Consider the following 26,269-nt stretch of genomic DNA (forward strand, 5'->3'; position numbering starts at 1 on the left):
GATTTTAGGCTTCTTGACTGTTCGTGTATCGATGAGCCTTAGTGGCTACAAGTTTCCTTTTTTAGCTTACCAACCGAACTTCCTATCTTAGAATGGCTGTCAAGTGCTTTCCTTGACTGCCATTCTAAGATAGGAGATACTTTTTTAAGCTAAAGAAGAAATCGTGATATACTTATACTTCCTCCTTTCTGATTGATTAGAATAGATAGTAAGGACACGGCACGAAGGCAAAAATTTCATCCTGCGGTTAGCATTCTGATATTCGTGGGTTTTCACATTTTATCTTTCCGTATAAAGGTCTTTCCACTAACTCGGGACGTGCGTTAATCAACGAATGATATAGCACAGAGGAGGCACGTGGGTTATCCTTTCCGGTATTTCTCTTTGCCTTCGAGCCCTATTCTCATGTATCTATTTTTCTTTCTCTTCCTCTACTTTCTTTCGTTTGGTAACATTAATGTTTTGGAATTTCTTCTACTTCTTGCGTAATAGCCCAGATAAAGCCAGCTAATTCTCTAGCAACGGCAACAATTGCTTTATTACTTTCTTTTCCTCTAGATACTAATCGATAATATTTTTTATGCAGACGATTTTGCGCTTTCCAGGATATTGCTTGAATAGACGGTGATAAAGGTTCTAGTCGTTTTTTTAAATTTCCTTTTACGGCCGGCTGACGAAGATAACTCCAAGCCGACTCGATTAACAATCGGCGAACGTGACGATTTCCTGATTTGGTAATAGCTCCTTGTCGACGTCTTTCTCCACTTGAGAATTCACTTGGAATCAATCCTACATAAGCCATCATTTGCTTAGGATTTGGGAAACGTTTAAACGATCCAATTTCCGCCGCAAGACTTGTCGCTGTAACCAGTGCAACGCCTCTTAGTCCTTGTAAAGTTTGAATAATAGGGGCATGAACTCCTTCCAATGCCTGTATTTGCATTTCCTCTTCGAATCTTTTTACCCGCTGTTCCAACTCCTTTAATTGATGATAATATTCTTGAAAAACTAATTGTAAATTGGAATTGGAAAACTTTAACGTATCTAGCCAATCTCGATATTTTCTTGTCCATTTATTCACTCCAACAGGTGGATAAATATTATTCCGTAATAAAAACTTACTTAAACGATGCTTGGTTCTCAGCTCGTCTTCTTTCGCATCTTCTCGTGCTCGCACTAGATCTCGAAGTGCTTCATCTTCTGGAGTCGGAACATAAACAGAAGTTAATTCTCCTGCACGATATAACTGGGCAAGACGAATAGAGTCTCTACGGTCTGTTTTAATACGTTCTCCCGGTCTTTGTGGTATTAAAGATGGAGCAATCACTTCACAATGAATACCTAAAGCAGTTAGTAATCGATATAATGGATATCCCGTTGGACCCGCTTCATAACAAACTCTTAAAGTACTTGGCTCTCCTAGTTTTTTCATTAACTTTTTAATCGCTTCAGGTGTATGAACAATCATTCCATAATATCTTGGTTCTTCTCTACCTTCTTCTGCAATAGCAACGGCAATTTTTTCTTTTGATACGTCTAAACCTACAAATTTTGTGGTATCCTTCATAATAGAACTAGCTCCTTCCGTAATGTAGCACTGATTTGGTTTTTTTGTTTTTAGTTCATAAACATTATTGCCAAATTAACCTACGAAATTACGAGTATGGGGCTAGTTTCGTTCATTATAACTCGGCGCTTCGCCTGCTTAGGTCTCATCTAACCCGCTAATCCCACAGGAGTCTCGCACCTTACACTCCAATCAAGCCGTTTTGATTCGTTAGTTGCTATCGTTGAACTAGTGAAAACATCCATCTTATAAAAATAGACTAAAAGTGCACATTTTGGGAGAACAACGTTGAATAAGAAAAGTACAAGCGCCTTGTTTAGTCCCGAAGAAAAATGTTCACATGACTCAAAAAGTGCTTTTTACTTTTAGAGGCATGGGGCAATACTCACCGGGGCTAGGCACTGGAGCTAGACACTCATCTAAGTTCAAAAATTTTATCCTTTCTTATCTTCTAAAAAAATCATCGCTCCATTGTTTAACAATAATACCTTGCAATGAAATTCGAAGACAAGAACTTATTCTAAAACAGGTTGCTTGTAACGGAGAGTGCGAAGACTCCTGCGGGAAATGTGGGAAGGCTAAAGACCCAGCAAGGCAACACCGAGGAGGCTCAAGCCTAGCCCCACGGAAAGCGAAGTGTATGCAGGCTGCGGGTGATTCCCACCAACCTTCTTTTTTTCATAAATAAAAAACCCAAACAATGATACGAAATATTTTTTACATTTTCGTATCATTATTCGGGTTTATCTTCGGCTGGGATACTTATGTCCCAGCTTCTTGTATAGAATACGAAAGAACTATTTGGAATTATCCATTTTACGCAGCATCTGATTGTTTTACGCTAGAAATATACTCATTTGATTTTTGTTCATCAAACTCGCCTTCCCATTTACTCATTACAATCGTCGCAAGTGCATTCCCGACTACATTAACAACTGTGCGCAACATATCCATAATACGATCTACTCCTAAAATTACAGCAATTCCTGCTACCGGAATATTCATCGAACTTAATGTTGAGACGATAACAACAAAAGATGCACCAGGTATCCCTGCGATTCCTTTTGAAGTTAACATCAACACAACTACTAATGTAAACTGTTGAGCGATAGAAAGGTCTATCCCTGCCATTTGAGCAATGAATAAACACGCAATACTTTGATAAATCGTTGAACCATCAAGGTTAAATGTATACCCTGTCGGAATAACAAATGATGTAATAGATTTTGGACAACCGAATTTTTCCATTTTATCCATTAATCTTGGCAGAACTGCTTCTGAACTAGCTGTACTGTAAGCTAAAATTAATTCATCTTTTAATATTTTAAGAAGGGTGAAAATATTAACTTTCGCAAATTTTGCAACAATTCCTAAAACAACAACCACAAAAACCACCATAGTTGCATAAACTAATAGGACAAGCTTTGCTAGTGGGTACAATGTTTCTAATCCGAATTTTGATACGGTGATTCCAATCATTGCAAATACTCCAAATGGAGCAAATTTCATAACCAAGTTCGTTACCCAGAACATACTCTCTAGAATACCTTCGGATACAGCTAACACTGGTTTTCCTTTTTCTCCAATTGCAGCTACCCCTAATCCAAATAAAACACAGAAGAAAATAATTGGTAATAAATCACCATTTGCCATACTGCCAATCACATTTGTTGGTACCATATGGACAAGTATTGATCCTATCCCTTGACTATCTTTTGTTGCTTCAGAGGATTTTTCATATTGAGAAATATCTGTCTGTGTTAGTCCTTCTTGGTTTACACCAACTCCTGGTTGGAAGATATTCGCTACGAGCAATCCGAATAGAATGGCAATCGTCGTGATCACTTCAAAATAAAGAATTGTTTTCCCACCAAGTTTACCTAGCTTCTTTATATCTCCGACTCCAGCAATGGAAACAACGAGAGCTGCAACTACAATTGGCACAACAATCATTTTTATTAGATGTAGGAAAATATCCCCTATCGGTGTTAAAATACTAATTAGTACATCATTTCCATGAAATATTGCTCCAACGGCTATTCCTAAAACAAGTGCTATTAAAATTTGAATTGCTAATCCATATTTTTTCATTCATTTTCCTCCTTTTATAAAATACCTGTGCTTCAGTAAATACACTTAGGTGTACTATATATCAACCCCTACTAAAAACGACAAAAGACGACAAGAACTTATTTTTTCATCGAATTCTCTTATATGAGCACGAATGACTCATGCAAAAAAAGCATACTTAATTCAGTATGCCTAAAAAATTAAACCACCTTATTTAGTTGTTAATATGGCGCAAAATTTATTGCAATCCTACTAATGAAGAGAGTGAAATTCTGTCGTACTTCCTGTTTGACCAGCAATTACCTCTAATCGAATTTCCATTCTTTCTTTAATTTCAGGTACATGCGATATTATTCCTACTAATCTTCCAGAACTTTGAATTTCCATCAATGTTTCGATTGCTTGATCTAAAGACTCTGGATCCAATGTTCCAAATCCCTCATCTATAAACATCGTTTCAAGCGATACTCCTCCAGCATATTGTTGAACAACATCGGCTAGACCAAGTGCTAATGATAATGCAGCTTTAAAACTTTCGCCTCCAGATAATGTTTTAACATGTCTTTCTTGTCCAGTATATTGATCAAATACTAATAGCTCTAGTCCACTTTGAACATTTCCTTTAGAGCGATCCGACTTTCTTAATAATTGATAGCGTCCACTAGTCATTTTTATTAAGCGTTTATTTGCTTCTTCTAAAATTTCATCTAAAAAAGCGGCGAGAACATATCTTTCAAATGTAATCCGATATGTATTTTGACCTCTAGATATATCATACAAATGACCTAATAATTTATATTCTTCTTCTAACTGTTTTATTTCCATATTGATTGCTAAGACTTTGTTGTATGCTTCTTCATTATCCCGCTTTTTTACGATTAAATTGGTTTGTTTCTGCTGGATATGCTCAATTTCCAACTCTATTTCTGCTAAGTTTGCTTTAAGCAAGGAAATATCAGGTTCCTGAATGTCTTGTAAACTATCTACCAAATCTTGATAACGATCCTGAACTGAACGGTATTCTTCTCGGTATTTCTGAATGTTTAACTGTCTTTCTTTCATTTCATCTTCTGTTTGCTTGGCTTGCATATAAGAAGAATAGTTCGAAAAGCCTTGTTCTTTCATATTTTCAAGAAAAATCGTCCGTTCCTCTTTCATCGTTTCATTTAATTCTGTTATTCTTTTTTCGATGTCTTCTTTTTTTATAGTAACTGTATGTAAAGAATCTTTTGATTCTTGTAAATTAGTCTGTGCTCTGTTATAAGCTTCTTCTAATTTTTGCAACTGGAAACTAGCAGTTTCACATGCCTGTTTATACAACGCTTCATCCCTTAATTCTTCAGGGATTAGAGTCTTTATACTGTTTAACGTGGTTGTTTGCTCGGCTAATTGTATCGACATAGATTGAATATCCGCTGAAATAGATTCCCCTTTTACTTGTAAATCTTGTAGCTGCTGTTCTATTATAACAATTTCCTCATTCGTTTTTGTTCGTTGTTTTTCTGCTTCTACTAAATAAACTTGATGCTTTTTTAATTCTTCCACTTCCATTAATTTTATTCTATTCATTTCTTCCGCATTTTCTGCTGTATAATCAGGAACAAATTTTTTTATTTCCACAAGCAATGCATTTTGATTATCTTGTAAAAAACTTTGTTTTGTTTGCAATTGCATCAAAATCGATTCTTCTTCTATCTTTTCCTTTTCTATTTTCACTAAATCTTCCCTGGCACTTTTTACATCTTCTTCATTCATACTATGCACCGCTTTATTATTAGCCAGATGTGGATGCTCCGTGCTGCCGCAAACGGGACACGCCTCCCCTTGCCGGAGCGTTTCAGCGAGTATATATGATTGTGATGATAACCAATCACTTTCCATTTTTTCTATCAGTTTTACTGCATCTTTATAACGTTCTATTATGTTTGTCTTTCTTTTAAGTCTGTCCGCTATTTGAGTATTCAATTGCACTATTTTTTTATTTTCTTCTTTGTATTTCGTTGTTTTTTCTACCATATATTGTAAAGTGATTAATTTTTCTTTGTTTTCTAAATAGGTTATCTTGGCTGTCTCTAGTTGTTGTTTTTCTGCTTTTCGTTTTTGCAATATTTCTTCCGTTTCACCTTTTTTAGAAAATAACCCCTTTTTTTGCGCTTCAGCACAAGTTAATGATCGTTGTGTTTCTGCAGCAATTCTTTCTTTTTTAGAAAAAAGCTTTACATCTTTTTCTATACTTTTTAAAAATGAGAGATGTTCTGATATTTTTTTTCTTTCTGCTTCTTTATTTTCTTCTTTTTTAAAACATTCTTCTGCTTCTTTCCATCTTGCTGATTCCTTCTTCTTCCATTCGTTTAAAGCCGTTTTTTCTTTCTCGCCATTATCTATCTGTTTTTTTAAATGATGGCATATTTCCTCCTGTTGTGTCAGCAATACGGCTTTTTGTGCAAGTTGAACAGCCTGTTCTTGTTGTTTATAATATTCCTGCTTAGCAGATAATGCTTGTTTTTTAGCACCTAATGAATCGCGAAGCTGCATTTGTTTTAAAATCGCTTCTGATTCGAATAGCTGCTGTCTTACTTTATCTCTATTTTTGCTTTTTTCATCCATTGTTCGTTTTAGATTTCCGAGTTCTTTTTCCATTTCCGCTATTTCTTTTTCTAATAATGGCAAGATGACAACATCATTATCACTTTTTTCTTCCATATAAGATTGTAATTCTTCTATATATACACTTTTTATATTCTGCAACGCCGTATGACGCATATATAATTGTTGTTCTACTGACTTTTTCAGTCCTGAAGCATGTACTTTTAATTTCTCTTCAATCCGCTTGTACATCTCTGTATGAAAAAGCCTCTGTAGGATGCTCTCTTTTTCCTTACTGTCTGAAGTTAATAATTTCCGAAACTCTCCCTGTGGAATCATTAATATTTGTCTAAATTGATTACTGTCAATCTGCATGATCTCTTTAATTTTTTCATCTACATCTCGAATGGAAGAAGCAATCACTTTCTTTTCCCCATTTTCATCAAAAGCAAATAACTCCGCTTTTGCGCCGATCGTTGTAAAACCATCTCCTCTTTCTTTCTTTTTTTCTTGTTGAGGAGAACGAATAATTAAGTATCGTTGGTTTCTTAATTTGAACTCAAGCTGCACTTCCGTAAGAAGCGAATTGGAAGCGAATTGACTTCTTAATTCAGGGCCATTGCGATCTTCCCCACTCGCTTTTCCATAAATAGCATAACTTATCCCGTCAAAAATAGTTGTTTTGCCTGAACCTGTTTTTCCTGATATAACAAACATCGTCCGATTTCCTAATATAGTAAAATCAATCATTTCTTTTCCTGCATAAGGACCAAAACCTTGCATCGTTAATTTTAACGGTCTCATTTAACTGACTCCTCCTTTATGCAGTCATCTATTATTTTTCCCATTAATTCACGTTTTTCTAGTGAAAAGGAAGAAGTAGTCATTTCTTCATAAAAAGAAGTAAATAAATCTAACTCTGTTTTTCGTTTTTCTTTATTAACCTTAAATGATGTTTTTTTCTTTAAATCAATATTTTCAATTTTCCTTTCTAGATGAAGTACGTTTGGATAAACTTGTCGTAATTTATTTATAGGGTCTAAAATAGCCCCTTCATCCAAAAGTGTTATTTTTAGATAGTCATCTAGTTTTTGATTTTTATAGAAAGCAGGCTGCAATAACTCCTCCATATATCCTTCCAACTCTCTCATGTCTCTTTTTGGAGTAAATGAATGAAACCGTTCAGTCCATTTTCCGTCTTGCAGTATCTCAATTATAGAAACAGATTTTTTTTGCTTTGCTTCGGAAAAGGAATATTTCATTAAAGAACCAGCATATTTGACAGAATCATGTACCAAAGCATCGGGACTATGCAAATGGCCTAATGCAGTGTAAGTAAAGGAAGAAAATAATTCTGCACCAACACATCCACTTCCTCCAACCGAAAGAACTCGCTCTGAATCCGTTGTTTTTCCACCAAGTACAAAACTATGACCTACTAATATATTAGGTTCTTGAGGATTTAACTGCTCTTCTATTTTTTTAACAATGGCTTCCATCGCATGATGATGATTGACAATAGCATCATCATTAAAAAATTGTCTTACAATAACTGGTTCGCAATACGGCACCAAATAAAAATTCACACCATTTACATGTACTGGTGTAAAACTATTTTCGATTTTTCCATTTAAATAGAATTTATTTCTCTGATACCAGGAACTCCCAAAAGATAATCTTTCCGCACTGTCGTGGTTTCCAGAAATAGCAATAATTGGTGTATCAAGTTCTACATTAATCGTATATAATATTTCATCTAATAAATTTACTGCTTCCGTCGGGGGAATAGAGCGATCATAAAGATCTCCAGCAATAACAACAGCATCTGGTTGTTCTTCTTTTATTAAATCAATAAATTGATTTAAAATATATCTTTGCTCCTCTGTCATATAAAGACCGTGTACAAGCTTCCCTAAATGCCAATCAGCAGTATGAATAAACTTCACAATTGTCACCCTATCTATTTTAATAATAATTAATTATATGTATGGTATTATTATAGCAAACTAATGATCCATATGAAGAAGGAAATATTGGGTAAACCACAAAGATCACTATTAATACATTTTTTGATAGTTTATCATTTACTAGTCAAAATCGAGTAGGAGGCACATTTCCGTGCCGACCTCTCACACCACCGTACGTACCGTTCGGTATACGGCGGTTCGAAAGTTTATGAAATCACCTTCGATAAGGATTTTAAACCTTGATCTTGCCAATATTGATTATTTAATGCAAGATGTAATATAGGGTTGTTTGATAGGCGCCAATATCCCTTACGGGAGTTGGCGTTCTTTTTAGCTTCTTCCTTATATATCCCAAGTTTTACAAGGTTCTTATATTTCGTTTTAACCTTCTTCCACTCTTTCCACCTACACGCTCTTAACCTACGTCTCGTATGACTATCGATTTTATGTGCGTATTGCTTGATATCCGCGATTTTAAAGTAATTTCCCCAACCTTGTATCAGTTGGTTTATTTTCTTCACACGGAATTCCATGCTTACTCCCCAATTTCGGTTGGTCCATTTCTTTAATTTTTCTTCGAACCTTTTCTTCCGCTCTTTTGGCACAAATACTCTAGTTTTCCTTCCTCTTTGGTAGAAGCTTACTCCTAAGAATATCCGTGCTATCGGCTTTCCCACCGCACTTTTCTCCTGATTCACCTTCAACTTCAATTTTCTCTCGATAAATTGAGTGATGCTTTCTTTTATTCGTTCTCCTGCTTTCCTGCTTTTAACGAAAATATTACAATCATCTGCATACCTCACAAATTTGTGCCCACGCTTCTCTAATTCTTTATCTAATTCGTGAAGCATGATGTTGCTCAGTAACGGACTTAATGGGCCACCCTGTGGTGTTCCTTCTGTATTCGGTTTAATTAACCCATTGTCCATCACTCCTGCTTGGAGATATCTTCTGATTAGTTTCAAGGTTGGTTTATCAGTGATCGTTTTCGCGATAAGCGACATGAGTTTGTCATGGTTAACACGGTCGAAGAATTTCTCTAGGTCTATGTCTACGACAAAATTGTAGCCATCTTCGATATATTGTCTTGCTTGTTCTATCGCTTGATGTGCGCTTCTATTTGGTCTAAATCCATAACTATACGAACTAAATTGTTTTTCAAAGATGGGGGTAAGTTTCTGCACAATTGCTTGTTGAATGACTCTGTCTGTCACGGTAGGGATTCCAAGTTTCCTTGTTCCCCCGTTCGGTTTGGGGATATCCACCCTTCTTACTGCTTTTGGTTTATACTTTCCTTCTCTAATAAGTTCTCTAATTTGTTGACCTTCTTCTTTCAAATAAAGGCGAGTAGCTTCTATATCTTTCGCATCGACTCCTGCTGCTCCTTTATTCCTTTCCACCTTCTTGAAAGCATGGTTCAAATTATCTAGTTCTGTTATCTTTATAATTAGACTTACCGTTGATTTCATATTGTTCCCATGCTGTTGAGGTTGCATAAGGCTAACTCCACTCTATCCGAGAAACTCCGGTTTTCCGAACCTTCTTTTCTCGTATAGTCATTTTGTTTCTGTTTCCTCGTTTCCTTATCAATAACTCTAGCACGGTCGCTCCTTTCGTTCCGTCCTTCTCAAATCCTAGATTTGATACTATGACTTCGGCTGACTTCTCTTGATTCAGCTATCTATCACTAGATAGGTTCCCAATAGGATATTCAAGAGACCTCCCGGGGTAAGTTCACTCGCTTTCTCCTCATCTATCTGCCACATTTATTCTCATTTCATCCGGGGATATTTAGGACTTCATTTTGTTTAGCAAACTCGTCCTGAAATGAAAACCTCTAATGTGATTCGTATACCTCAGACCAAGGATTTGTCTAGGGCTTCCTTCAGATTCCGCGTCACCACGGACACCCTTGCCTTCGACTAATGGTTCGCATATCCCAACGCCCATAGCGGACTTGCACCGCCTAGCTAGTGAACATGCCCGGCACACTAAAAAGCTGCCATTCCAAGGAATGACAGCCAAGATTGCACATTTGCCGATACTTCATATAAGTACGTGTTCAAAAAATGGGTAAAAACAACCGAGAAGTTCGAGGCTGCTTAACATGGAGCTCGGAACGTTTCATTTTCAACGTATTTTTTGAACAACTCTATTAGTTAAATTGCTTGTTTAGTTACATTAGCAGCTTGTGGCCCACGAGCACCTTCAATTACTTCAAAAGATACTTCTTGCCCCTCTTCTAATGATTTAAAGCCCTCGACTTGAATTGCTGAATAATGAACAAATACATCGTTTCCATCTTCTGCTTCAATAAATCCAAAACCTTTTTCTGCATTAAACCATTTTACTTTACCGTTTTTCATGTAAAAAAATCCTCCTAAACAAGCCATGTAAGCTTTGTATATAATTTACCATTTTCAGCGCATAAAGCATTTTCTATCATTCTTTCAAATAAATAATATTCGAAAAGTTGACTTAATAAACGCTTAATACGTTTTCATAACGGCAATATAAATTTAACATTTTTAACTATTAATGTCAATAGTAAACCCTTTCATTTATCAGATAATTCCTACGAAACAGACTTTCCTTTAGCTTCTTTCCTACGCTATTTTCAATCTGATCGTTGCTTCTGACATGGAAAAACAGCAATCGTTTAAATAGATTCTTTACCCTCCGTGATCATGAGATAAGCTCTGAATGGATTGGATCATTATATCAAGTTTTGCTTCTATTCGATTTAATAAGTAAAAGCTTACTACAATCGGAAAACCAACTTGACTTATAAATGATATGATTTCATTCACTATTGCCACTCTCCTTTTAATAGGATGGTAGATTATCACAATAGAGACGTCTACCATCCTATTATATTCTAATTAAATTCCAAACTCCGTTACATTGTGTTCTACTAATCGAATGCTTTTAGCCCCAATAAGCTCGCCATTTTCATTAGCAAATATATTAGCGGTAATAATACTCTGCATGGCTGCTAAAACTTGCCCTTGGTTAACAGGTTCAACTGGGCTTTCCAACGAAAGTTTACTCGTTTTTCCATTACTAGTTAAAAAAGTGAGTTCTAATGTTTTAGCCATTTATACTTCCTCCTTCTCGTTCCTCCATGATTTTAATATCTTTCGTAAAAGTGTTGTCATTAGCCGCAGCCTGACAGCGGGCGAAAGTTATGTTTATCTAGGCTGCGGCGTGCTTCCAAAATTGTTTATTACTTTTCTTCCAAAACAATAAACGATTAAAACAAACTCTTATTTAGTTAGATCAAAGCTCGCATTTTTAATAATAGAATGAATTGGCCACTCTACAATGGAAGCAATCGCATCTCCAACTTGCATAATCTCTTCTGGAGTTGCAGTTTCTTTCACATTGCGTAAAGACTTGGAAACAAAATTCGCTTCACCATTTTCCTTCACACCGTTTTGGAATACTAATTTAATCAACGAATTATTAAAAGTCGCTTGCGCCATCCTTTCACCTCCTCCCCTCTCACTCTCTATATAGAACAAAATACCAGAAAAGGATAGGTAAAAATAATAAATATACTTGCTTCAGCATGTTGAGAAATATTTAGTCCACTTGAATCATTCCCTATTTCTTTTTTGCCGACTACCTATTTCTCCTTCCATGTATCCGATTACATTTTAAGCAAAAAGAAAGATTTTTAATATTATATTAAAATTGGTTATCTGAACAAACTTTCTACTTCCGTTTCCATAGTATAAACAAAACAGAAGGAAGGAGGGACATGCAGATGGATTTATTAAAAAGTTATTTAAATGAAAACTATTATGGATTAATACCCGTTTTATGGGTGATTGGTTACGCACTGAAGCAAACACCAAAAATCCCAGACTGGCTCATTATTTGGATATTGCTTGCTATTTCGATTCTTTTAGGAACCTTTGCGTACGGATTTACTTTTGATGCCATTACAAATGGAATTATAGCAGTTGGTGTTGCAGTGTTAGGTCATCAAATGCTCAAACAAAACCCGTTTAATCAGTCACCGAACAAAAAATAAAATAGGGTTTTTTAGCATTATAAATAGAAGAAGAAGTATTGCCCAAGATGATAATGAGATGAACCAAGGAGTTGTGAAAATACATTTTAAAGATGATAAGTTTATTAAAATGCGGGACTTCTTAGAGAAATCCCGCATTTATTGTTGAAACCTTATTAATTTAGCTGTTTTGAAAGTTTCCGATAATGGAAATACATAGAAATACGCCATGGTACAATCATGCTAAAAGCTAAAATCCAAAACATACCACTTAATTGACCAATATCTATCGTACTGCTCAAAATAAATTTTGCTATTATTCTAACTGCTAATAACCCAAATAATATAAATACGAAAGCACGTGATCTTTTTAAATAAACATTATTGTCCTTTATTTCAAAATTAGATGTTTTAATTAATAAAATAGAAAACAACATCCCTACGATAGCCGCTTCTAAAATTTCTTTTCCTGTAACAGTAAACTCTGGAAAGAAAAACATAAAAGCTCCCGTGCTCATAAATATTGGCGGTAATATTATTTTTTTTGCTGATACCGGTTTTTTAGCTGCTTTCATCCGAACAAACATTACAAATACTCCCATAAAAACAGCTATTATTGATGAAAGAATGACTGGTGTCATTTCCATTTCTCCTTTGTTTAACTATAATTTTGATAGAATTATATTCGTCCATATATTCATTAACTAAGAAGATATTATATCACGGATTATTATATAAAAAAATAGGATCAGTTAAACGACAAATTGAAATTAATTCGAAACCTTAAAGTGTGCAGAAAACCGATTAAAAATGCCTTGATTGTTTGGGTTAGTACCATTTTTATTTCATAAGATTTACCTCTTTTAGTGGTCTTCCTTTTCACACCAAAGGTATTTTGGCTACTGCTATTTAAATAACATATTAAAATAGAATAGAAACAAAATGAATAAAAGCTAACGGCGCCAAGTTACCCATCATCCCACTTCGATTATCATTTCCTTGTGAACAATAAAAAAGAATATGATAGATTACTATCATATTCTTAAACTGCTAATTACTTTAAAACTCTATTAATTGCATCTAAGACTCTATTTTCATCAAATGGTTTGACAATAAAATCCTTAGCTCCGGCTTCTATCGCTTCAACAACCATTTTTTGCTGCCCCATTGCAGAACACATAATTACTATCGCATCTGAAAACTCTTTCCGAATTTCCTTAACTGCTTCTAATCCACTCAGTTCAGGCATTGTAATATCCATTGTGACTATATCCGGATCCAACTCACGATACAAACGTATTGCTTCTTTCCCATTCTCTCCTTCTCCAACTACTTCATGGTTAGCTTTTGTTAAAATATTGGAGAGAGTTAATCTCATAAATTTTGCATCATCCACAATTAATATTCTTGCCATCGTTGTTTCCTCCTCAATACATAACAGAAGTTCAAACTAATTCCTTTTTACTATATAAATTATACTCATTCACTATAACGGAACTTTCCATTCATTTCAATTACTAATTTAATTCTATAATTCTTTTATTTGAAATACAATCAATAATTTTTACAGAACTATCAACATTTAAAAGCCATTAAATCCTTTAAATATAGGATTTAGGATAGAAATAAGCCACTTCATACCGTCAAAAAATAAAATGAATCCCATTCCAATCATCAATACTCCACCTAATTTCATAAAAGTTAGACTATGTTTTTGTATAGACTTTATACTTCCAATAAAAAAGGACAGCAGTAAGAATGGCAGGGAAAATCCTACTATATAGGCTCCCATATATAGTAAACTTGCACTAGGATTCATTCCTGCTAATGATAAAACCGCTCCGAATATTGGACCAGTACACGGTGTCCAGGCTGCTGCAAAGCTCATTCCAATAAAGATAGAACCAATTAGCCCAGCTGGACGATTTTTTAAAACAAAACGATGCTCTTTCATAAAAAAGGCTGGATTCAAAACTCCAATAATAATCAAACCAAAAACTACAATTATTATTGCTCCAATTCTTCTTATTAAATCTCGATTTTCATAAAAGAGATGCCCAATAATGGAAGATCCATATCCAAGTGCTATAAATATGATAGAAAATCCTAATAGAAATAATAGAGTGTGAAGCAAGCTTCTCTTTTGCAATAATATTTTTTCGTGTTTAACCGTTCCTAATGACATTCCGGTAATATACGATAGGAAAGCAGGATAAAGTGGCAGGCAGCAAGGCGAAATAAAACTTAAAAAACCAGCTCCCAATGCTAAAAACACATTGATATCAGTCATTATATCCCCCTTTTATTATTCTTGTTTATACAATATATGTTTGCCATGTTATAAAATATGTAGACAACTTATTTTTTGCATTTACTTCCAAATATAGTTATAATTAAATACATCGAAATTATCATCTTAACAAAGTTACCATCATACAAAAACTCTTCAAAAATTCCTAATCACACAGAAACAAATATTCTTGCAAATATGATTAATAAGCAAAAGGAAAATTGCCCGTCAAAACATCACAAACGATAGCGCAAATCCTCCTTTCATTTGTTAATCTTCAAATGAAGTTGTCCATTAGGCTTAAAACATTAAGAGAAACTCTTATTAAATTCTTGCACAGGCTGGAAAGGACTATCAACCATGTCAAAACAGCAGTTACTTTACCTGATTGAAAGAAAAAGGGACGAGCTAGTAGAAGTTGTGAGAAAGCATGGTTTCTCATCGCCTAATGCTATCACGTGTAGCCAAGAGCTTGATCAGCTTTTAAATAAATATAATGATAAAACCAAATTAATTACAGGTTCATTAAACCATACTAAAAGTCATCTGCCTTCTATTAAAAAAATAAAATAAATCCATAGCGTAAATTTTTATTGCTTCTATTAAAGAAAAAACCAAAACCGGATTTTGGCAGTTTACACCGACTTTTGGATTTTTTTCTTTTATTGTTTTTTATCACCCAGTCTTGATTAACCTTTCATGTAATAAACAGTTAATTCAAACCTTCTTTTAGCCGCTACTGCTATCTCTCCAACGTCTTTCAACGAATTTGTAAAAACCTGTATAATACTTGATAAACTGTTTTCTTATCTACTCCTATAACATTTATTTATCCATACTATTTAAAAAAGAGCATGTGATAATAAGATATTGGCCGATTATGGATGTTGTTTTGAACTCGTCTAAGATTGCAACAGACCGTCCTTCCAGCCAGTGTAATACTGATTAAGTTACTTCCTTTCCATATCCTGTGTAAGCCTTTTCTGTTACCACATACTCCTTGCACCCCACCATTCTTTAGCTAGGAAGTGCTGCCAAACCTCTAAGTCACATCAATTGCTTGGACATTAAAAAGCCACTACTTTTGTACGTATGTACAAAATAATAGTGGCCACTTCAAATATTCATTACATTATTACTTACAAAAATCAAATCTATAGATGGATGTACCACAATATTAATAAGTAATAGAAATAATTGCAGTTCATGCAAACACCATCAATAAAACATAAGTGCTTGTCCTATATTATTTAGTTTGTTTGTTCATCGCTGACATCATTTGATTAATTTTCTTTTGGGAAGGTTTCATTCCCATTTGCATCATCATCATTTTTAACATTTGCTCATTGATTGGTGGATTTTTCTTTAAATAACTCATCATGTATTTACGAGCGATAAAAAATCCAATAGCAATACCAGCGAGTAGCGCTACGACAATTAGCACAATAGAAAGCCAAGTAGTCATATTTATTCCTCCTTCTTGTTGTCTACCACTTAGTGTACTAGACCAGATAATATTATACAATATTTGCACTCTAATTTCTCTTTTTCAAACAAAATTTCTTTCTTTTATGGGCTTTAACCATCCATAACGTACATTTTCCATGTCCACAGCTAAAAAAGAAGGTTCATTTTTACGAATAATCTCAAAAAAAATGGACTCAGCATCATAATAGCCTTCTGCTTTTATACTTAAACTATTTTTATTCATAGATAATTCAGCCTTACTTAAATTCCCATTTTCTATATAAAACTTATTATTTTTATGCTGAAAATATTTTTTTGTTTGTAATTCACTATATAACAACTGTTGCAATTTCCATACTGGAATCGGAAGAGTTATGTAATCAATCTGCTTTTGTAGTATTTCTTTTATTTCCTTATCCTTTGCATTAGTATGCTCAAAAAATAAATTGTAAAACATTCTTTCTTTTCCATTATAATGTAAGGCAATAGTATCTTCTATTAAGTACAATTTATATTTTCTCATACTAGCTCCACCTACCTGTATTTTACTCTTTCTATTATTATAAAAAGATACTTGCACAGGTTGTGTCTCAAGGTGTAAAAAAAATGAACTAGTTTTGTCGAATCGCTTAAAATTTTCTAATTTTCTCGATTTTTTCTTTAAAATAATGACAAATCAGCTTTATATCGAACTTTCTAGTATGCAAAAATTTCAGCGCATTTCTTTTCTACACTCAAAAAGAGCGGAATAGTTAATCCCACTCTTTTTGCATTTATAGAGTTGTACGAATACTACTTAATTTTCTAACACTGTTTTTAATCTAGCTACAACGTTCTTTACAGAAAATCCATACTCTTCCATAATTTTATTTCCTGGTGCAGATGCGCCAAATGTATCAATACTTAATACTTCGCCTTCATCTCCAGCGTATCTGTGCCATCCTAATGAGCTTCCCATTTCAAGTGCTAAACGTTTTTTCACTGTTTTAGGAATAACACTGTTTTTATATTCAGCAGATTGTTTTTCGAAACGATCCCATGAAGGCATGCTAACTACAGAAGCATGGATTCCTTCAGATTCTAATTCTTTTTGTGCTTGCACTGCTAAGCCGACTTCTGATCCGGCTGCAATTAACAGAGCATCTGGTGTTTCTTTTGAAGAAGGAGAAATTACGTATGCTCCTTTTGAGACACCATCATATGCATTTTTATCTGTATCTTTAATTGTAGGCAAGTTTTGTCTGGTTAGTACTAACGCAGTTGGGTTATTAGTCGATTCAATCGCTAATTTCCATGCTGCTGCCGTTTCATTTCCATCTGCTGGACGAATGACAGATAAGTTTGGCAATGCACGTAAAGCAGCCAATTGTTCTACAGGCTCATGTGTTGGACCATCTTCACCAACAGCAATACTATCATGCGTAAATACATATGTTACAGGCAAGCCCATAATTGCTGCTAGTCGAATAGCAGGTTTTAAGTAATCAGAGAAAACAAAAAAAGTTCCTCCAAAGATTTTTAAACCGCCATGAAGAGCTATACCATTTAATGCAGCTCCCATTGCAAATTCCCGTACACCAAACCAAATGTTACGTCCTTCATAATCTTCAGGAATTAAATCTTTTTCTTCTTTGATCATCGTATTGTTACTTCCTGCTAAATCTGCAGAACCACCAATTAGAGAAGGAAGATTTTTTGCAATTCCATTCAATACTTGTCCAGATGAAGCACGACTTGCTAAACTACTTCCTTCTTCGTAAACAGGAATATCTTGATCCCATCCTTCTGGAAGAGTATCTGAAATAGCAACTTTAAATTGTTCTGCCAATACTGGGAATTCCGTCTCATATTTAGCAAACAATTCTTCCCATTCTTGTTCTTTTTGTGCACCGCTATCAGCAATTTTTTGTTTAAAATGTGCATATACTTCTTTTGGAACATAGAAATCTTCTTCAAACGTCCATTTATATGCTTCTTTTGTTAATTTCAGTTCATCTGCACCTAATGGAGAACCATGAGACGCTGATTTTCCAGATTTATTTGGAGAGCCATATCCAATAACGGTTTTTACTTCAATTAATGTTGGTCTATTTTCATCTTGTTTAGCTTCTTCTAACGCACTAGTTAAAGCAGCAATATCATTGCCATCTTCTACACGGATATATTGCCATCCATAAGACTTAAATCTTTGTTCTACACTTTCAGAGAAAGATTTATCTAAATCTCCATCTAATGAAATATCATTAGAATCATACATTACAACAAGTCTGCCAAGTTTTAAATGCCCCGCAAATGAAGCTGCTTCTGCAGAAACGCCTTCCATTAAATCTCCATCTCCACAGATACCATATGTATAATGATCTACTACATTATAAGAATCTCTGTTATAAACAGCAGCTAAATGGCGTTCTGCAAGAGCCATTCCAACAGCCATCGCAATTCCTTGTCCAAGTGGACCAGTTGTCGCATCAACACCTGCAGTATGTCCAAATTCAGGATGACCAGGAGTTTTACTGCCCCACTGGCGAAATTGTTTTAAATCATCGATGGATAAGTCGTAGCCTGATAAATGAAGCAAGCTGTATAATAAAGCAGATCCATGTCCTGCTGATAAAACAAAACGATCACGATTAAACCATTTAGGATTTTTTGGATTATGGTTCATAAATGAAGTCCATAATGTATAAGCCATCGGAGCCGCTCCCATCGGCATTCCTGGATGACCAGAATTCGCTTTTTCGATACTGTCAATAGACAAAGTACGAATCGAATTTATTGATAAATTATCAATGTTTACTGTCATGTAAAACATCCTCTCATAAATATTCATTACAGTATTATATTAAATGCCAATGCATGATAAAACAACTAATACAGTTAAGAAAATTGAAATTCCTGATTATTTAATTAAATTTATCTATAAAAAACCCTTCGAAATATTTCAAGGGGCTAAACAAGATAAAACATAGTTATAGCTATATTAATGTAGTTTTTTTCTGTTTTTTTGTTGATTTTTTAGTTTTTGCGGTGTTACATCATCCCCATTTGGATCATAAATCGTTACATTTTCTAAAGTGTTTAACATAGTCGAGCGAAACCCTTTTAAATATTCAGCTCTTAATTTCGTTTGCTCCTTTGATTCTTCTGCTGTTAAACCACTTTCTTTTTTCTTTTTAGCCAGTTCATTTATTCTAGCCAACTTATGATTAGAAATCATACCATTCTCCCTCCATTCATGTTACCTATAATCCTGAGTAAAATCTCAGGATAACAGGAGGCTATCGCCATGCAATATTACTTTATCACTTGGTACATTTAACTTCCATACAGTGTTCCTTTTAAACAACAGAGCATAACATCCATTTAATTATTTAAGAATAAAATTTTCCTCTTAAATCCTACCGCTTTATCAAAGCGATATTATATCATATATAATCTACAAAATAAACGAAATAAAGCTTACTATTATTTTGTCTCTTTTTCCGCTTTTTCACAAAATTCTTGATATCTTCTATGAACCGTTGCCTTTGAAACACTATATCCGAACCCTCGCAATGTTGAGGCAATTTCAGCAAAAGTTAGCCCATTCTCTTTTAATTTAACAATTTCCATTACAGGGACTTCTACTCTGCTTCGTCCCGAGTGCTCTCCAACATTTTTTAAGTTTTTATGTGGTTTATAACCATTTTCAACTGCTTTTTTCATTCCTCTTTTAATTTTAATATTATGAATTTTTCTTTGGTACTCTTCTACTAAGCTAACAATTTGTAGAACCATTGAATCAGCATCTGATAAAATTAACTCTCCTGAATGTGAAATACTATACAGTTTTACATTTTCTCTTAAAATACAATGTAAAATAGCTATTTTTGCATTTCCTCTTCCTAATCTTGTTTCATCCTGAATTAAAATAGCAGAAATATCTTTATCTTTTATATAGGTTAATAAATTTAAGATGCCATCACGTTCTAAATCATAACCACTTGCCTGTTCTCTAATAATATGTGCAATCGTAAAATTATTATCATGAGCAAGCTGTATTAATTCTTCCTCCTGTCTTTTTAGAGAAGATGCTTGTTCTTTTTTATCCGTACTTACTCTGCAATAAATAATCGCATTCATTTTTTACCACCATTATCATGTATTGTCTTTTTATCTTACATTATATTTATATTTAATTTCTCTTCTATTCATTTATAACCATTACTCTGATGCTAACTGGATGTTTACATCTTCTAACCGAACAGGTATTTTAATTTTTTCACCAGCTGCAAGCTGATTTGCTGAAAGGTTATTTTGCTTTTCTACCCAATGAATAAAATCCTTTTTAGACATTTGATATGTCCCTTCATATTTCTCTGAAAGCCGCCAAATAGAATCCCCTTTTTCCACTGTAACACTTATATATTGATCTTTATCATAATAGTCCTGACTTAATAGCACAACTAAACATGTAATAAAACTACAAACAATTAGAATAATAGAGTAAGAATAATTTGTCCATATTTTTTTCAACATTTAATATCACCCTTTTTTAGAATATATGTTCGTCTCTGTATTTACATGTTATACGAACAAATGTTTCGTGTCAACCAAAAATCAGAACTTATGTTTGTATCGTTTGGTAATACATGCTATAATTAGCAAAAGAAAATAAACTTGAGGTGCATAATATGCAAAAATTATCTAAAAGACAACTAGATATATTAGATTATATAAAGGATGAAGTCCGCTCAAAAGGCTATCCTCCTTCTGTAAGAGAAATTGCCGAAGCTGTAGGACTTGCTTCAAGCTCTACTGTACATGGCCATTTAGCTAGATTAGAAAGCAAAGGATTAATTCGAAGAGATCCTACTAAACCTCGTGCTATTGAAATACTTGATTTGGAAGAAAGCTCCGTTCCTAAATATAATATTATTAATGTGCCTGTAGTCGGGAAAGTGACAGCCGGCCTGCCAATAACTGCAATTGAAAATGTTGAAGAATACTTTCCTTTGCCAGAAAGGCTTGCTCCAAGTGATGAACAGATTTTTATGCTTGAAATTATGGGAGAAAGCATGATTGAAGCAGGGATTCTAGATGGAGATTATGTGATCGTTAGGCAACAAAGTGCTGCGAACAATGGTGACATCGTAGTTGCGATGACAGAAGATGATGAAGCGACCGTCAAACGATTTTTCAAAGAAAAAGATTCTATTAGACTACAACCAGAAAACAGTTCAATGGAGCCAATCATTTTACGCAATGTTATTATCCTTGGAAAAGTTATAGGTGTTTATCGCCACATTCAATAATTCTATCTAACTAGAAAATAATCATCTTTTGTTAATTGCTGGTTAAAACCGAAAAGACGTTTTTACAGTTGCCAGCCAAGCAACAAAATTTACTCCAAGACACATAAAAAGAAGTAGGTTTCTTAAATTTATTAGCAGCTAGCAGCCGGAATACACGAAGACTCCCGCGGGAAAGCGAGACAGGCGAGACCCCACAGCGCAGCGAGGAGGCTCGTCGCTCGCCCGCAGGAAAGCGAAGTGCATGTAGGCTGCGGACTTATTGAGAGGGACAAACCCTATTTCTGGTAAGACACCCCTTCAACAAAATTTGCACTAAAACACATGAAAAGAAGCAATACCCTAAGTTTTTTTCGTCGAAGCAGGGAGCAGCCGGAATACACGAAGACTCCCGCGGGAAAGCGAGACAGGCGAGACCCCACAGCGCAGCGAGGAGGCTCGACGCTCGCCCGCAGGAAAGCGAAGTGCATGTAGGCTGCGGACTTATCGAAAGAGCCAAAGACTTTTTACAGGGTAGCCTAAGCTAACGCCTACTAAACAGTAGGCGTTAGCTTCTTTTTATGAGAAGACATATTAAGCAAGAATATATTTTAATTGATTCCTGCTTAATATGTTTAAATAAATCTGCACCTGGGAAAAGAAAACTATAACTAAAAGACATAAGGTGATGACATGCAGAATGAATTAGAATACAAATTATTTAACATTGAATTACAAAGATTAAAGGATGACTATAATAGATGCAAAAATAAGTGTTTAAGACATTTAATCTTACTAGATATATTTTTGTTAATTGCTGCAATGCAAGCTCTTTCCTTCCCTTCTTGATTTTACTTTCCAAAAATCTTTTCATTAATTCTGATTTCTTATCCAGTGCTAATTCCTATTTTTAGAATTTTTTGTTATTATTAAGATTAAATAGAAGGAACTATCAACTGTTGAATAAAGAATATGTTCTTTCCCTTCATGCATATTCTTTAACTACTTCCATCTTTTTATCTTTTCCTACTATTATTTATTTAAGAGAAAGGAAGAAAATAATGAAAAGTACTGGAATTGTAAGAAAAACAGATAGGCTGGGCAGAATTGTCGTACCGAAAGAATTGCGAAAAACACTTAATATTAATTATGATGATCCTTTAGAGATTTTTACAGACGAAGATAAAATTATCTTGCAGAAATACAAAAGAGAAGCACATTGTATAATAACTGGTGAGCTTGTAGATAAACCATTAGCATTGGCAGATGGCAAAGTCGAAGTCAGTGAAAAAGGATTACAGCTTTTGTATGATGAATTAGTCCATATAATAGATCAAAAATAACCTCTTTTTCCTACAAATGAAGAAGCTGGGACATAAGTATTCCAGCCGAAAATAAACCCGAACCATGATACGAAGACGTAAATAATATTTCGTATCATGATTTGGGTTTTTTATTCATGTAAAAAAAAGGTTTGTGGTAATTATCCGTAGCTTGAATACACTTCGCTTTCCGTAGGGCTCGGCTTTAGCCGCTTCGGCCCTTGGTCTGCAGGGTCTAATCCCACAGGAGTTTCGCACCTTACACTCCAATCAAGCCGTTTTGATTCATTAGTTGCTGTCGTTGAACTGGTAAAAAAATCCATATTATAGAAATAGACTAAAAGTGCACATTTTGGGAGAACAACGTTGAATAATAACATAAAAAATCAACGCTACTAGTGTTTACTCATCATACCTTGTCATGAAATTCGAAGACAAGAACTTATTCTAAAACAGGTTGCTTGTAACGGAGGGTGCGAAGACTCCTGCGGGAAATGTGGGAAGGCTGAGACCCCGCAAGGCAACGCCGAGGAGGCTCAAGCATAACCCCGCGGAAAGCGAAGCAACCCGTAGTGGAAAGCAACCCCCACACTAAAAAACAAGCCTCCCATTTTGTTGTTCTTAAACCGAGTAATATCAAGACTTGCAAGCGAATTTAACGGTGCGAAGTTTGAGTTAACTATATGAAAAAACATAAATAACCAGTATAGGGAAGTAACCATTTACGTGCTAAATTAGAGCAAGTTCGTCTTTACCTATTATCTATTTAGTTATGTCTTTAGCCTCTTTCTCATTAGCAAAAAGGTCCTACGTTATTCTGACGAAGAATAACGTAGGACCTTTTGCTTTTTTAACAAGAAGCTTCTATTGGTAAAAACAGAACTTCTTTTGTCATAATCTTATGGAATTAATAATTCTCTAAAAAGATCATCCAAAAATAACGTAAGCTCTCTTTCATTTACTTGGCCGCCTTGAATAATTGGTAAGACATTCTCTAACTCTTCTAACTCTCTCTCTATGTAATCATGGATAATTGGGATTTTCGATAACAACTTCCCTCCATCTCCGCTTCGCTTTTCTTGCAAAAGTTGTCCGATTTCACTTTTTAATCTTCCTGCCGAAAGAAGTTCGTCCATTAAAAAAGCGAAATCATTAGGAGGCATTGTCTGATACTTTTTAATCCAACAGCATGCAAAAATTGGTCTCAAAACATAAAAGTATTTTTTGAGTGTAAATTTATCTTTTTGTAGACTATTTTGGAAATTTTTTTTTGCCGTATTTAGGTAATAATAAAAACATGCTCTTGGATTAAACGCTATTTGGTTTATTTCATGGAGTTTCTTTATAAAATAATCTGATTGGATATAAATTGTGTTTGATTGTAGCCATTCAAATATGGAAGGATTGGATTTCCGAAATAATCGTAATGCCTTCGTTAACTCCCAACCGCTGCAATCAATATTTATCTCTAATGGCATTTCCATACTATCTTTATTTTTATCTAGCGTTAGATACCACTCTTTTTTATGCATATAGATAAAACGAATATCAAAGTCACTGTCTGCTGATGCCCCACCCCAAGATCGGCTTCCTGCTTCACAAGCATATAAAATATTAACTTGATGCTCTTTTTCTATCTTATTTAATTGTTCCTTGATTATTTCATTCATTACTCTCCCAACCTTTACAAATATCTACCCAGTCTTTTCCATTCCCTATTTGAAACAGCTCATCATTTGTCAATTCAATGGCTGAATTGCTGCTTCCACATGCAGGAAATACAGTTGAAAAACGCTTAAGAGAAATATCTAAATAGACATCTAAATCTTCTATTAATCCAAATGGACAAACTCCACCTACTGCATGACCGGTTTTCTCTAACACTTCTTCTGCGGACAACATTCTTGGCTTTTCTCCAAATGTTGTTTTGAATTTTTTATTATCAATCTTTGCGTCTCCAGCAGCAACAATCAATAAAGCATTCTCTCCACCATGTCGAAAGGAAAGCGTTTTTGCAATCCGTTCAGGCTTAACACCTAATGTATTAGCTGCTTCTAATACTGTTGCACTTGAACTCGTGAATTCTTTAATTTCTTGATCCTTCTTCCACTGTTTTAAATGAATTTTCGCATTTGCTAATGACATTTATTAAACTCCTCTAAATATTTTTACTATTTAATAGTTTAAAATATACCATTAGCTTTCTTTTATCTCAAATCGTTTAGCACGAAATTCCTGATTGAAACCGTTTTGTTTCTCGATTTTCACAATCAAAACCACCCGTGATAACGGGTGGTTTGCTCTACGGCTGAAAGCCTTTGTTACTGACCAAACCCTAAAGGGCTACTGAATGGTTCGCCAAGTGTACTACTTCTACTGGCCAGACCTCAAAGGCCTTCTGCTTACTTTCGTCTCTTTTTCTTTACCTCTTCGCCTGTGAATGGATCCATGTATTCCATCATCGTTAATTGTTCTGCGACTATATCATCTTGAATTTGATTTCGTATATATTCTTCTATTACCTTTTTGTTTCTTCCAACTGTATCCACATAATATCCCGTACACCAAAATTTTCGGTTTCCATATTTGTATTTCAAATTTGCGTGACGATCGAATATCATCAAACTACTTTTTCCTTTTAAATATCCTACAAATGCTGACACACTTAACTTCGGTGGAATACTTACTAACATATGCACATGATCTTTACATGCTGTTGCTTCGATAATCTCTACACCTTTTCTTTCACATAACCTACGCAATATTTCCCCGATATCCTTTTTGATTTTCCCATAAATTACTTGTCTTCTATATTTCGGGGCAAACACTATGTGGTACTTACAATTCCATGTTGTGTGTGCTAAACTATTATTGTCTTTTGACATAAAAACTCCTCCGTATGCTGATATTTTGGTTGGCGAACCAAAAATATTTTAGCATCTCGGAAGAGTTTTTTTAATACCACGCTATAAGCTTTTTAGAACCCTAGGCCTAGCCTAGGGTTTTCTTTTCCATAAAAACAAAAAAGACAGATGTTACATCCGTCTTAAAAGTTAGAACTGTTTGGACAATCAAAAAGTATTGTATACATTTTCGCAGGTTTCTGAAGTTGGTTCATAAAAACAATGCAGTTTATATCTCCCAACATGTGGCTGGTTATACCATGTAGGAGGACAGTCCCCCGGTGGTCGAAAATACCATAAACTATACTTAGATGGCCATAGTCTCTCTCCATTCACCGCACGTCTTGCTAACCTTTTCTCACTTTCTCTCGCCCTTTGGTAAAAATAACCTTTTGTAGTTGCTTCAAACGCATGCGGCTGATAAATCATATCCGGTATACTGCGAATCCCTTTAAAATCAGAACAATTTGCTCTCATTCGATTGATCCCTACATTTCCAATCATCAGCATGCCTTGTTCTCCTTCACCTTCTCCCTCTGCCCGAAGAAGTCTTGCTAATAAATCAATATCCGCATTTGTTGCTTTTACCACTGCCATCACATCACCCCCTATTTGTTATCATATTAGAAGAAAACTTATCCCATGACTATTTATTATTCCTCCTAAATAAATCAAAACAAACAGCTTTTCCCATATGAAGGTGGATTCTTTTACACATATTAAAATAAACTGATTATATCCTCCTCTTTGTTATATCCATTTCTAACAGCAATCTTTAAGAAAAAAACCTTTATAATTCAATTATTTTT

The 26,269-nt window shown here is 34.6% G+C and carries 26 protein-coding genes; 4 read left to right on the top strand and 22 right to left on the bottom strand.

All coding sequences use genetic code 11. From position 1 onward, the window contains the following. Positions 1 to 454: 454 nt before the first annotated feature. From AC5LWL_RS13605 to AC5LWL_RS13645, 9 genes are all read right to left on the bottom strand, one after another. Complete coding sequence (locus AC5LWL_RS13605; protein ID WP_493432749.1) at positions 455 to 1,567, bottom strand: IS110 family RNA-guided transposase; 1,113 nt, start codon at positions 1,565 to 1,567, stop codon at positions 455 to 457. 816 nt (positions 1,568 to 2,383) lie between these two features. Next, positions 2,384 to 3,658: a cation:dicarboxylate symporter family transporter gene (locus tag AC5LWL_RS13610; RefSeq protein WP_493434803.1), complete on the bottom strand. Its 1,275-nt coding sequence runs from the start codon at positions 3,656 to 3,658 to the stop codon at positions 2,384 to 2,386. 231 nt (positions 3,659 to 3,889) lie between these two features. Further along, positions 3,890 to 7,027 carry an SbcC/MukB-like Walker B domain-containing protein gene (locus AC5LWL_RS13615; RefSeq protein WP_493434804.1) on the bottom strand — a complete coding sequence of 1,046 codons (3,138 nt, stop codon included), beginning with the start codon at positions 7,025 to 7,027 and terminating at the stop codon, positions 3,890 to 3,892. Then, the gene (locus AC5LWL_RS13620) at positions 7,024 to 8,169 is read right to left on the bottom strand and encodes an exonuclease SbcCD subunit D (RefSeq protein WP_493434805.1); all 1,146 of its coding nucleotides are present in this window, start codon (positions 8,167 to 8,169) and stop codon (positions 7,024 to 7,026) included. Before AC5LWL_RS13620 ends, AC5LWL_RS13615 begins: the two co-directional genes overlap by 4 nt. A gap of 227 nt (positions 8,170 to 8,396) precedes the next feature. Beyond that, entirely contained in the window at positions 8,397 to 9,686 is a 1,290-nt protein-coding gene (gene ltrA / locus AC5LWL_RS13625) for a group II intron reverse transcriptase/maturase (protein WP_493433353.1), read from the bottom strand. A 663-nt stretch (positions 9,687 to 10,349) separates the two neighbouring features. Further along, a complete protein-coding gene (locus AC5LWL_RS13630; protein WP_493434806.1) occupies positions 10,350 to 10,556 on the bottom strand; it encodes a cold-shock protein in 207 nt (68 codons plus the stop codon). 306 nt (positions 10,557 to 10,862) lie between these two features. Continuing rightward, positions 10,863 to 11,000, bottom strand: coding sequence for a YvrJ family protein (locus AC5LWL_RS13635; protein WP_493434807.1), 138 nt, complete (start codon positions 10,998 to 11,000; stop codon positions 10,863 to 10,865). 72 nt (positions 11,001 to 11,072) lie between these two features. Beyond that, positions 11,073 to 11,288 (bottom strand): DUF2922 domain-containing protein, encoded by a 216-nt coding sequence (locus tag AC5LWL_RS13640; protein WP_493434808.1) that lies wholly within the window; start codon positions 11,286 to 11,288, stop codon positions 11,073 to 11,075. 168 nt (positions 11,289 to 11,456) lie between these two features. Continuing rightward, positions 11,457 to 11,675 carry a DUF1659 domain-containing protein gene (locus tag AC5LWL_RS13645; protein WP_493434809.1) on the bottom strand — a complete coding sequence of 73 codons (219 nt, stop codon included), beginning with the start codon at positions 11,673 to 11,675 and terminating at the stop codon, positions 11,457 to 11,459. A gap of 284 nt (positions 11,676 to 11,959) precedes the next feature. Between AC5LWL_RS13645 and AC5LWL_RS13650 the strand changes: the two genes are divergently transcribed. Beyond that, positions 11,960 to 12,229 (top strand): phage holin family protein, encoded by a 270-nt coding sequence (locus tag AC5LWL_RS13650; protein WP_493434810.1) that lies wholly within the window; start codon positions 11,960 to 11,962, stop codon positions 12,227 to 12,229. A 155-nt stretch (positions 12,230 to 12,384) separates the two neighbouring features. Here the strand turns inward: AC5LWL_RS13650 and AC5LWL_RS13655 are convergent, their stop codons facing one another. The 3 genes from AC5LWL_RS13655 to AC5LWL_RS13665 form a co-directional block, all read right to left on the bottom strand. After that, positions 12,385 to 12,849: a CcdC family protein gene (locus AC5LWL_RS13655; protein ID WP_493434811.1), complete on the bottom strand. Its 465-nt coding sequence runs from the start codon at positions 12,847 to 12,849 to the stop codon at positions 12,385 to 12,387. 413 nt (positions 12,850 to 13,262) lie between these two features. Continuing rightward, positions 13,263 to 13,622: a response regulator gene (locus AC5LWL_RS13660; protein WP_493434812.1), complete on the bottom strand. Its 360-nt coding sequence runs from the start codon at positions 13,620 to 13,622 to the stop codon at positions 13,263 to 13,265. A gap of 168 nt (positions 13,623 to 13,790) precedes the next feature. Further along, a complete protein-coding gene (locus AC5LWL_RS13665; protein WP_493434813.1) occupies positions 13,791 to 14,498 on the bottom strand; it encodes a cytochrome c biogenesis CcdA family protein in 708 nt (235 codons plus the stop codon). 360 nt (positions 14,499 to 14,858) lie between these two features. Here AC5LWL_RS13665 and AC5LWL_RS13670 point away from each other — a divergent pair, with 360 nt between their 5' ends. Next, positions 14,859 to 15,071 carry a Spo0E family sporulation regulatory protein-aspartic acid phosphatase gene (locus tag AC5LWL_RS13670; protein WP_493434814.1) on the top strand — a complete coding sequence of 71 codons (213 nt, stop codon included), beginning with the start codon at positions 14,859 to 14,861 and terminating at the stop codon, positions 15,069 to 15,071. A 673-nt stretch (positions 15,072 to 15,744) separates the two neighbouring features. Here the strand turns inward: AC5LWL_RS13670 and AC5LWL_RS13675 are convergent. From AC5LWL_RS13675 to yneA, 6 genes are all read right to left on the bottom strand, one after another. Next, the gene (locus tag AC5LWL_RS13675; protein ID WP_445487239.1) at positions 15,745 to 15,963 is read right to left on the bottom strand and encodes a YneF family protein; all 219 of its coding nucleotides are present in this window, start codon (positions 15,961 to 15,963) and stop codon (positions 15,745 to 15,747) included. An 84-nt stretch (positions 15,964 to 16,047) separates the two neighbouring features. Then, positions 16,048 to 16,488 carry a sporulation inhibitor of replication protein SirA gene (gene sirA, locus AC5LWL_RS13680; RefSeq protein ID WP_493434815.1) on the bottom strand — a complete coding sequence of 147 codons (441 nt, stop codon included), beginning with the start codon at positions 16,486 to 16,488 and terminating at the stop codon, positions 16,048 to 16,050. 273 nt (positions 16,489 to 16,761) lie between these two features. Beyond that, complete coding sequence (gene tkt / locus AC5LWL_RS13685) at positions 16,762 to 18,768, bottom strand: transketolase (RefSeq protein WP_493434816.1); 2,007 nt, start codon at positions 18,766 to 18,768, stop codon at positions 16,762 to 16,764. A 177-nt stretch (positions 18,769 to 18,945) separates the two neighbouring features. Next, positions 18,946 to 19,182: a DUF896 domain-containing protein gene (locus AC5LWL_RS13690; protein ID WP_493434817.1), complete on the bottom strand. Its 237-nt coding sequence runs from the start codon at positions 19,180 to 19,182 to the stop codon at positions 18,946 to 18,948. 248 nt (positions 19,183 to 19,430) lie between these two features. Further along, positions 19,431 to 20,087 (bottom strand): YneB family resolvase-like protein, encoded by a 657-nt coding sequence (locus AC5LWL_RS13695; protein ID WP_493434818.1) that lies wholly within the window; start codon positions 20,085 to 20,087, stop codon positions 19,431 to 19,433. 81 nt (positions 20,088 to 20,168) lie between these two features. Next, positions 20,169 to 20,483 carry a cell division suppressor protein YneA gene (yneA, locus tag AC5LWL_RS13700; RefSeq protein WP_493434819.1) on the bottom strand — a complete coding sequence of 105 codons (315 nt, stop codon included), beginning with the start codon at positions 20,481 to 20,483 and terminating at the stop codon, positions 20,169 to 20,171. A gap of 155 nt (positions 20,484 to 20,638) precedes the next feature. On the opposite strand from yneA, the gene lexA reads away from it, so the two are divergent. Beyond that, entirely contained in the window at positions 20,639 to 21,259 is a 621-nt protein-coding gene (gene lexA / locus AC5LWL_RS13705; RefSeq protein ID WP_493434820.1) for a transcriptional repressor LexA, read from the top strand. A 935-nt stretch (positions 21,260 to 22,194) separates the two neighbouring features. Continuing rightward, positions 22,195 to 22,578, top strand: coding sequence for an AbrB/MazE/SpoVT family DNA-binding domain-containing protein (locus AC5LWL_RS13710; protein WP_493434821.1), 384 nt, complete (start codon positions 22,195 to 22,197; stop codon positions 22,576 to 22,578). Between the two features lie 878 nt (positions 22,579 to 23,456). Here the strand turns inward: AC5LWL_RS13710 and AC5LWL_RS13715 are convergent. From AC5LWL_RS13715 to AC5LWL_RS13730, 4 genes are all read right to left on the bottom strand, one after another. After that, on the bottom strand, positions 23,457 to 24,227 hold the full coding sequence (locus tag AC5LWL_RS13715; RefSeq protein WP_493434822.1) for a nucleotidyltransferase domain-containing protein: 771 nt from the start codon (positions 24,225 to 24,227) through the stop codon (positions 23,457 to 23,459). Then, positions 24,220 to 24,702, bottom strand: a complete 483-nt coding sequence (locus tag AC5LWL_RS13720) for a YbaK/EbsC family protein (RefSeq protein WP_493434823.1) — start codon at positions 24,700 to 24,702, stop codon at positions 24,220 to 24,222. The genes AC5LWL_RS13715 and AC5LWL_RS13720 overlap by 8 nt, the downstream gene beginning before the upstream one ends. A gap of 257 nt (positions 24,703 to 24,959) precedes the next feature. After that, a complete protein-coding gene (gene tnpA, locus AC5LWL_RS13725) occupies positions 24,960 to 25,442 on the bottom strand; it encodes an IS200/IS605 family transposase (protein WP_493434490.1) in 483 nt (160 codons plus the stop codon). A gap of 186 nt (positions 25,443 to 25,628) precedes the next feature. Then, on the bottom strand, positions 25,629 to 26,057 hold the full coding sequence (locus AC5LWL_RS13730; protein ID WP_493434824.1) for a cell wall hydrolase: 429 nt from the start codon (positions 26,055 to 26,057) through the stop codon (positions 25,629 to 25,631). Between the last annotated feature and the right edge of the window lie 212 nt (positions 26,058 to 26,269).

It is taken from the genome of Niallia sp. WK069_GA_01, assembly GCF_983173855.1.

Coding starts and splice junctions, on each gene's coding strand:
- AC5LWL_RS13605 (WP_493432749.1), bottom strand. CDS start 1,567: ATGAAGGATACCACAAAATTTGTAGGTTTAGACGTATCAAAAGAAAAA.
- AC5LWL_RS13610 (WP_493434803.1), bottom strand. CDS start 3,658: ATGAAAAAATATGGATTAGCAATTCAAATTTTAATAGCACTTGTTTTA.
- AC5LWL_RS13615 (WP_493434804.1), bottom strand. CDS start 7,027: ATGAGACCGTTAAAATTAACGATGCAAGGTTTTGGTCCTTATGCAGGA.
- ltrA (WP_493433353.1), bottom strand. CDS start 9,686: ATGCAACCTCAACAGCATGGGAACAATATGAAATCAACGGTAAGTCTA.
- AC5LWL_RS13630 (WP_493434806.1), bottom strand. CDS start 10,556: ATGAAAAACGGTAAAGTAAAATGGTTTAATGCAGAAAAAGGTTTTGGA.
- AC5LWL_RS13640 (WP_493434808.1), bottom strand. CDS start 11,288: ATGGCTAAAACATTAGAACTCACTTTTTTAACTAGTAATGGAAAAACG.
- AC5LWL_RS13645 (WP_493434809.1), bottom strand. CDS start 11,675: ATGGCGCAAGCGACTTTTAATAATTCGTTGATTAAATTAGTATTCCAA.
- AC5LWL_RS13650 (WP_493434810.1), top strand. CDS start 11,960: ATGGATTTATTAAAAAGTTATTTAAATGAAAACTATTATGGATTAATA.
- AC5LWL_RS13655 (WP_493434811.1), bottom strand. CDS start 12,849: ATGACACCAGTCATTCTTTCATCAATAATAGCTGTTTTTATGGGAGTA.
- AC5LWL_RS13660 (WP_493434812.1), bottom strand. CDS start 13,622: ATGGCAAGAATATTAATTGTGGATGATGCAAAATTTATGAGATTAACT.
- AC5LWL_RS13665 (WP_493434813.1), bottom strand. CDS start 14,498: ATGACTGATATCAATGTGTTTTTAGCATTGGGAGCTGGTTTTTTAAGT.
- AC5LWL_RS13670 (WP_493434814.1), top strand. CDS start 14,859: ATGTCAAAACAGCAGTTACTTTACCTGATTGAAAGAAAAAGGGACGAG.
- AC5LWL_RS13675 (WP_445487239.1), bottom strand. CDS start 15,963: ATGACTACTTGGCTTTCTATTGTGCTAATTGTCGTAGCGCTACTCGCT.
- sirA (WP_493434815.1), bottom strand. CDS start 16,488: ATGAGAAAATATAAATTGTACTTAATAGAAGATACTATTGCCTTACAT.
- tkt (WP_493434816.1), bottom strand. CDS start 18,768: ATGACAGTAAACATTGATAATTTATCAATAAATTCGATTCGTACTTTG.
- AC5LWL_RS13690 (WP_493434817.1), bottom strand. CDS start 19,182: ATGATTTCTAATCATAAGTTGGCTAGAATAAATGAACTGGCTAAAAAG.
- AC5LWL_RS13695 (WP_493434818.1), bottom strand. CDS start 20,087: ATGAATGCGATTATTTATTGCAGAGTAAGTACGGATAAAAAAGAACAA.
- yneA (WP_493434819.1), bottom strand. CDS start 20,483: ATGTTGAAAAAAATATGGACAAATTATTCTTACTCTATTATTCTAATT.
- lexA (WP_493434820.1), top strand. CDS start 20,639: ATGCAAAAATTATCTAAAAGACAACTAGATATATTAGATTATATAAAG.
- AC5LWL_RS13715 (WP_493434822.1), bottom strand. CDS start 24,227: ATGAATGAAATAATCAAGGAACAATTAAATAAGATAGAAAAAGAGCAT.
- AC5LWL_RS13720 (WP_493434823.1), bottom strand. CDS start 24,702: ATGTCATTAGCAAATGCGAAAATTCATTTAAAACAGTGGAAGAAGGAT.
- tnpA (WP_493434490.1), bottom strand. CDS start 25,442: ATGTCAAAAGACAATAATAGTTTAGCACACACAACATGGAATTGTAAG.
- AC5LWL_RS13730 (WP_493434824.1), bottom strand. CDS start 26,057: ATGGCAGTGGTAAAAGCAACAAATGCGGATATTGATTTATTAGCAAGA.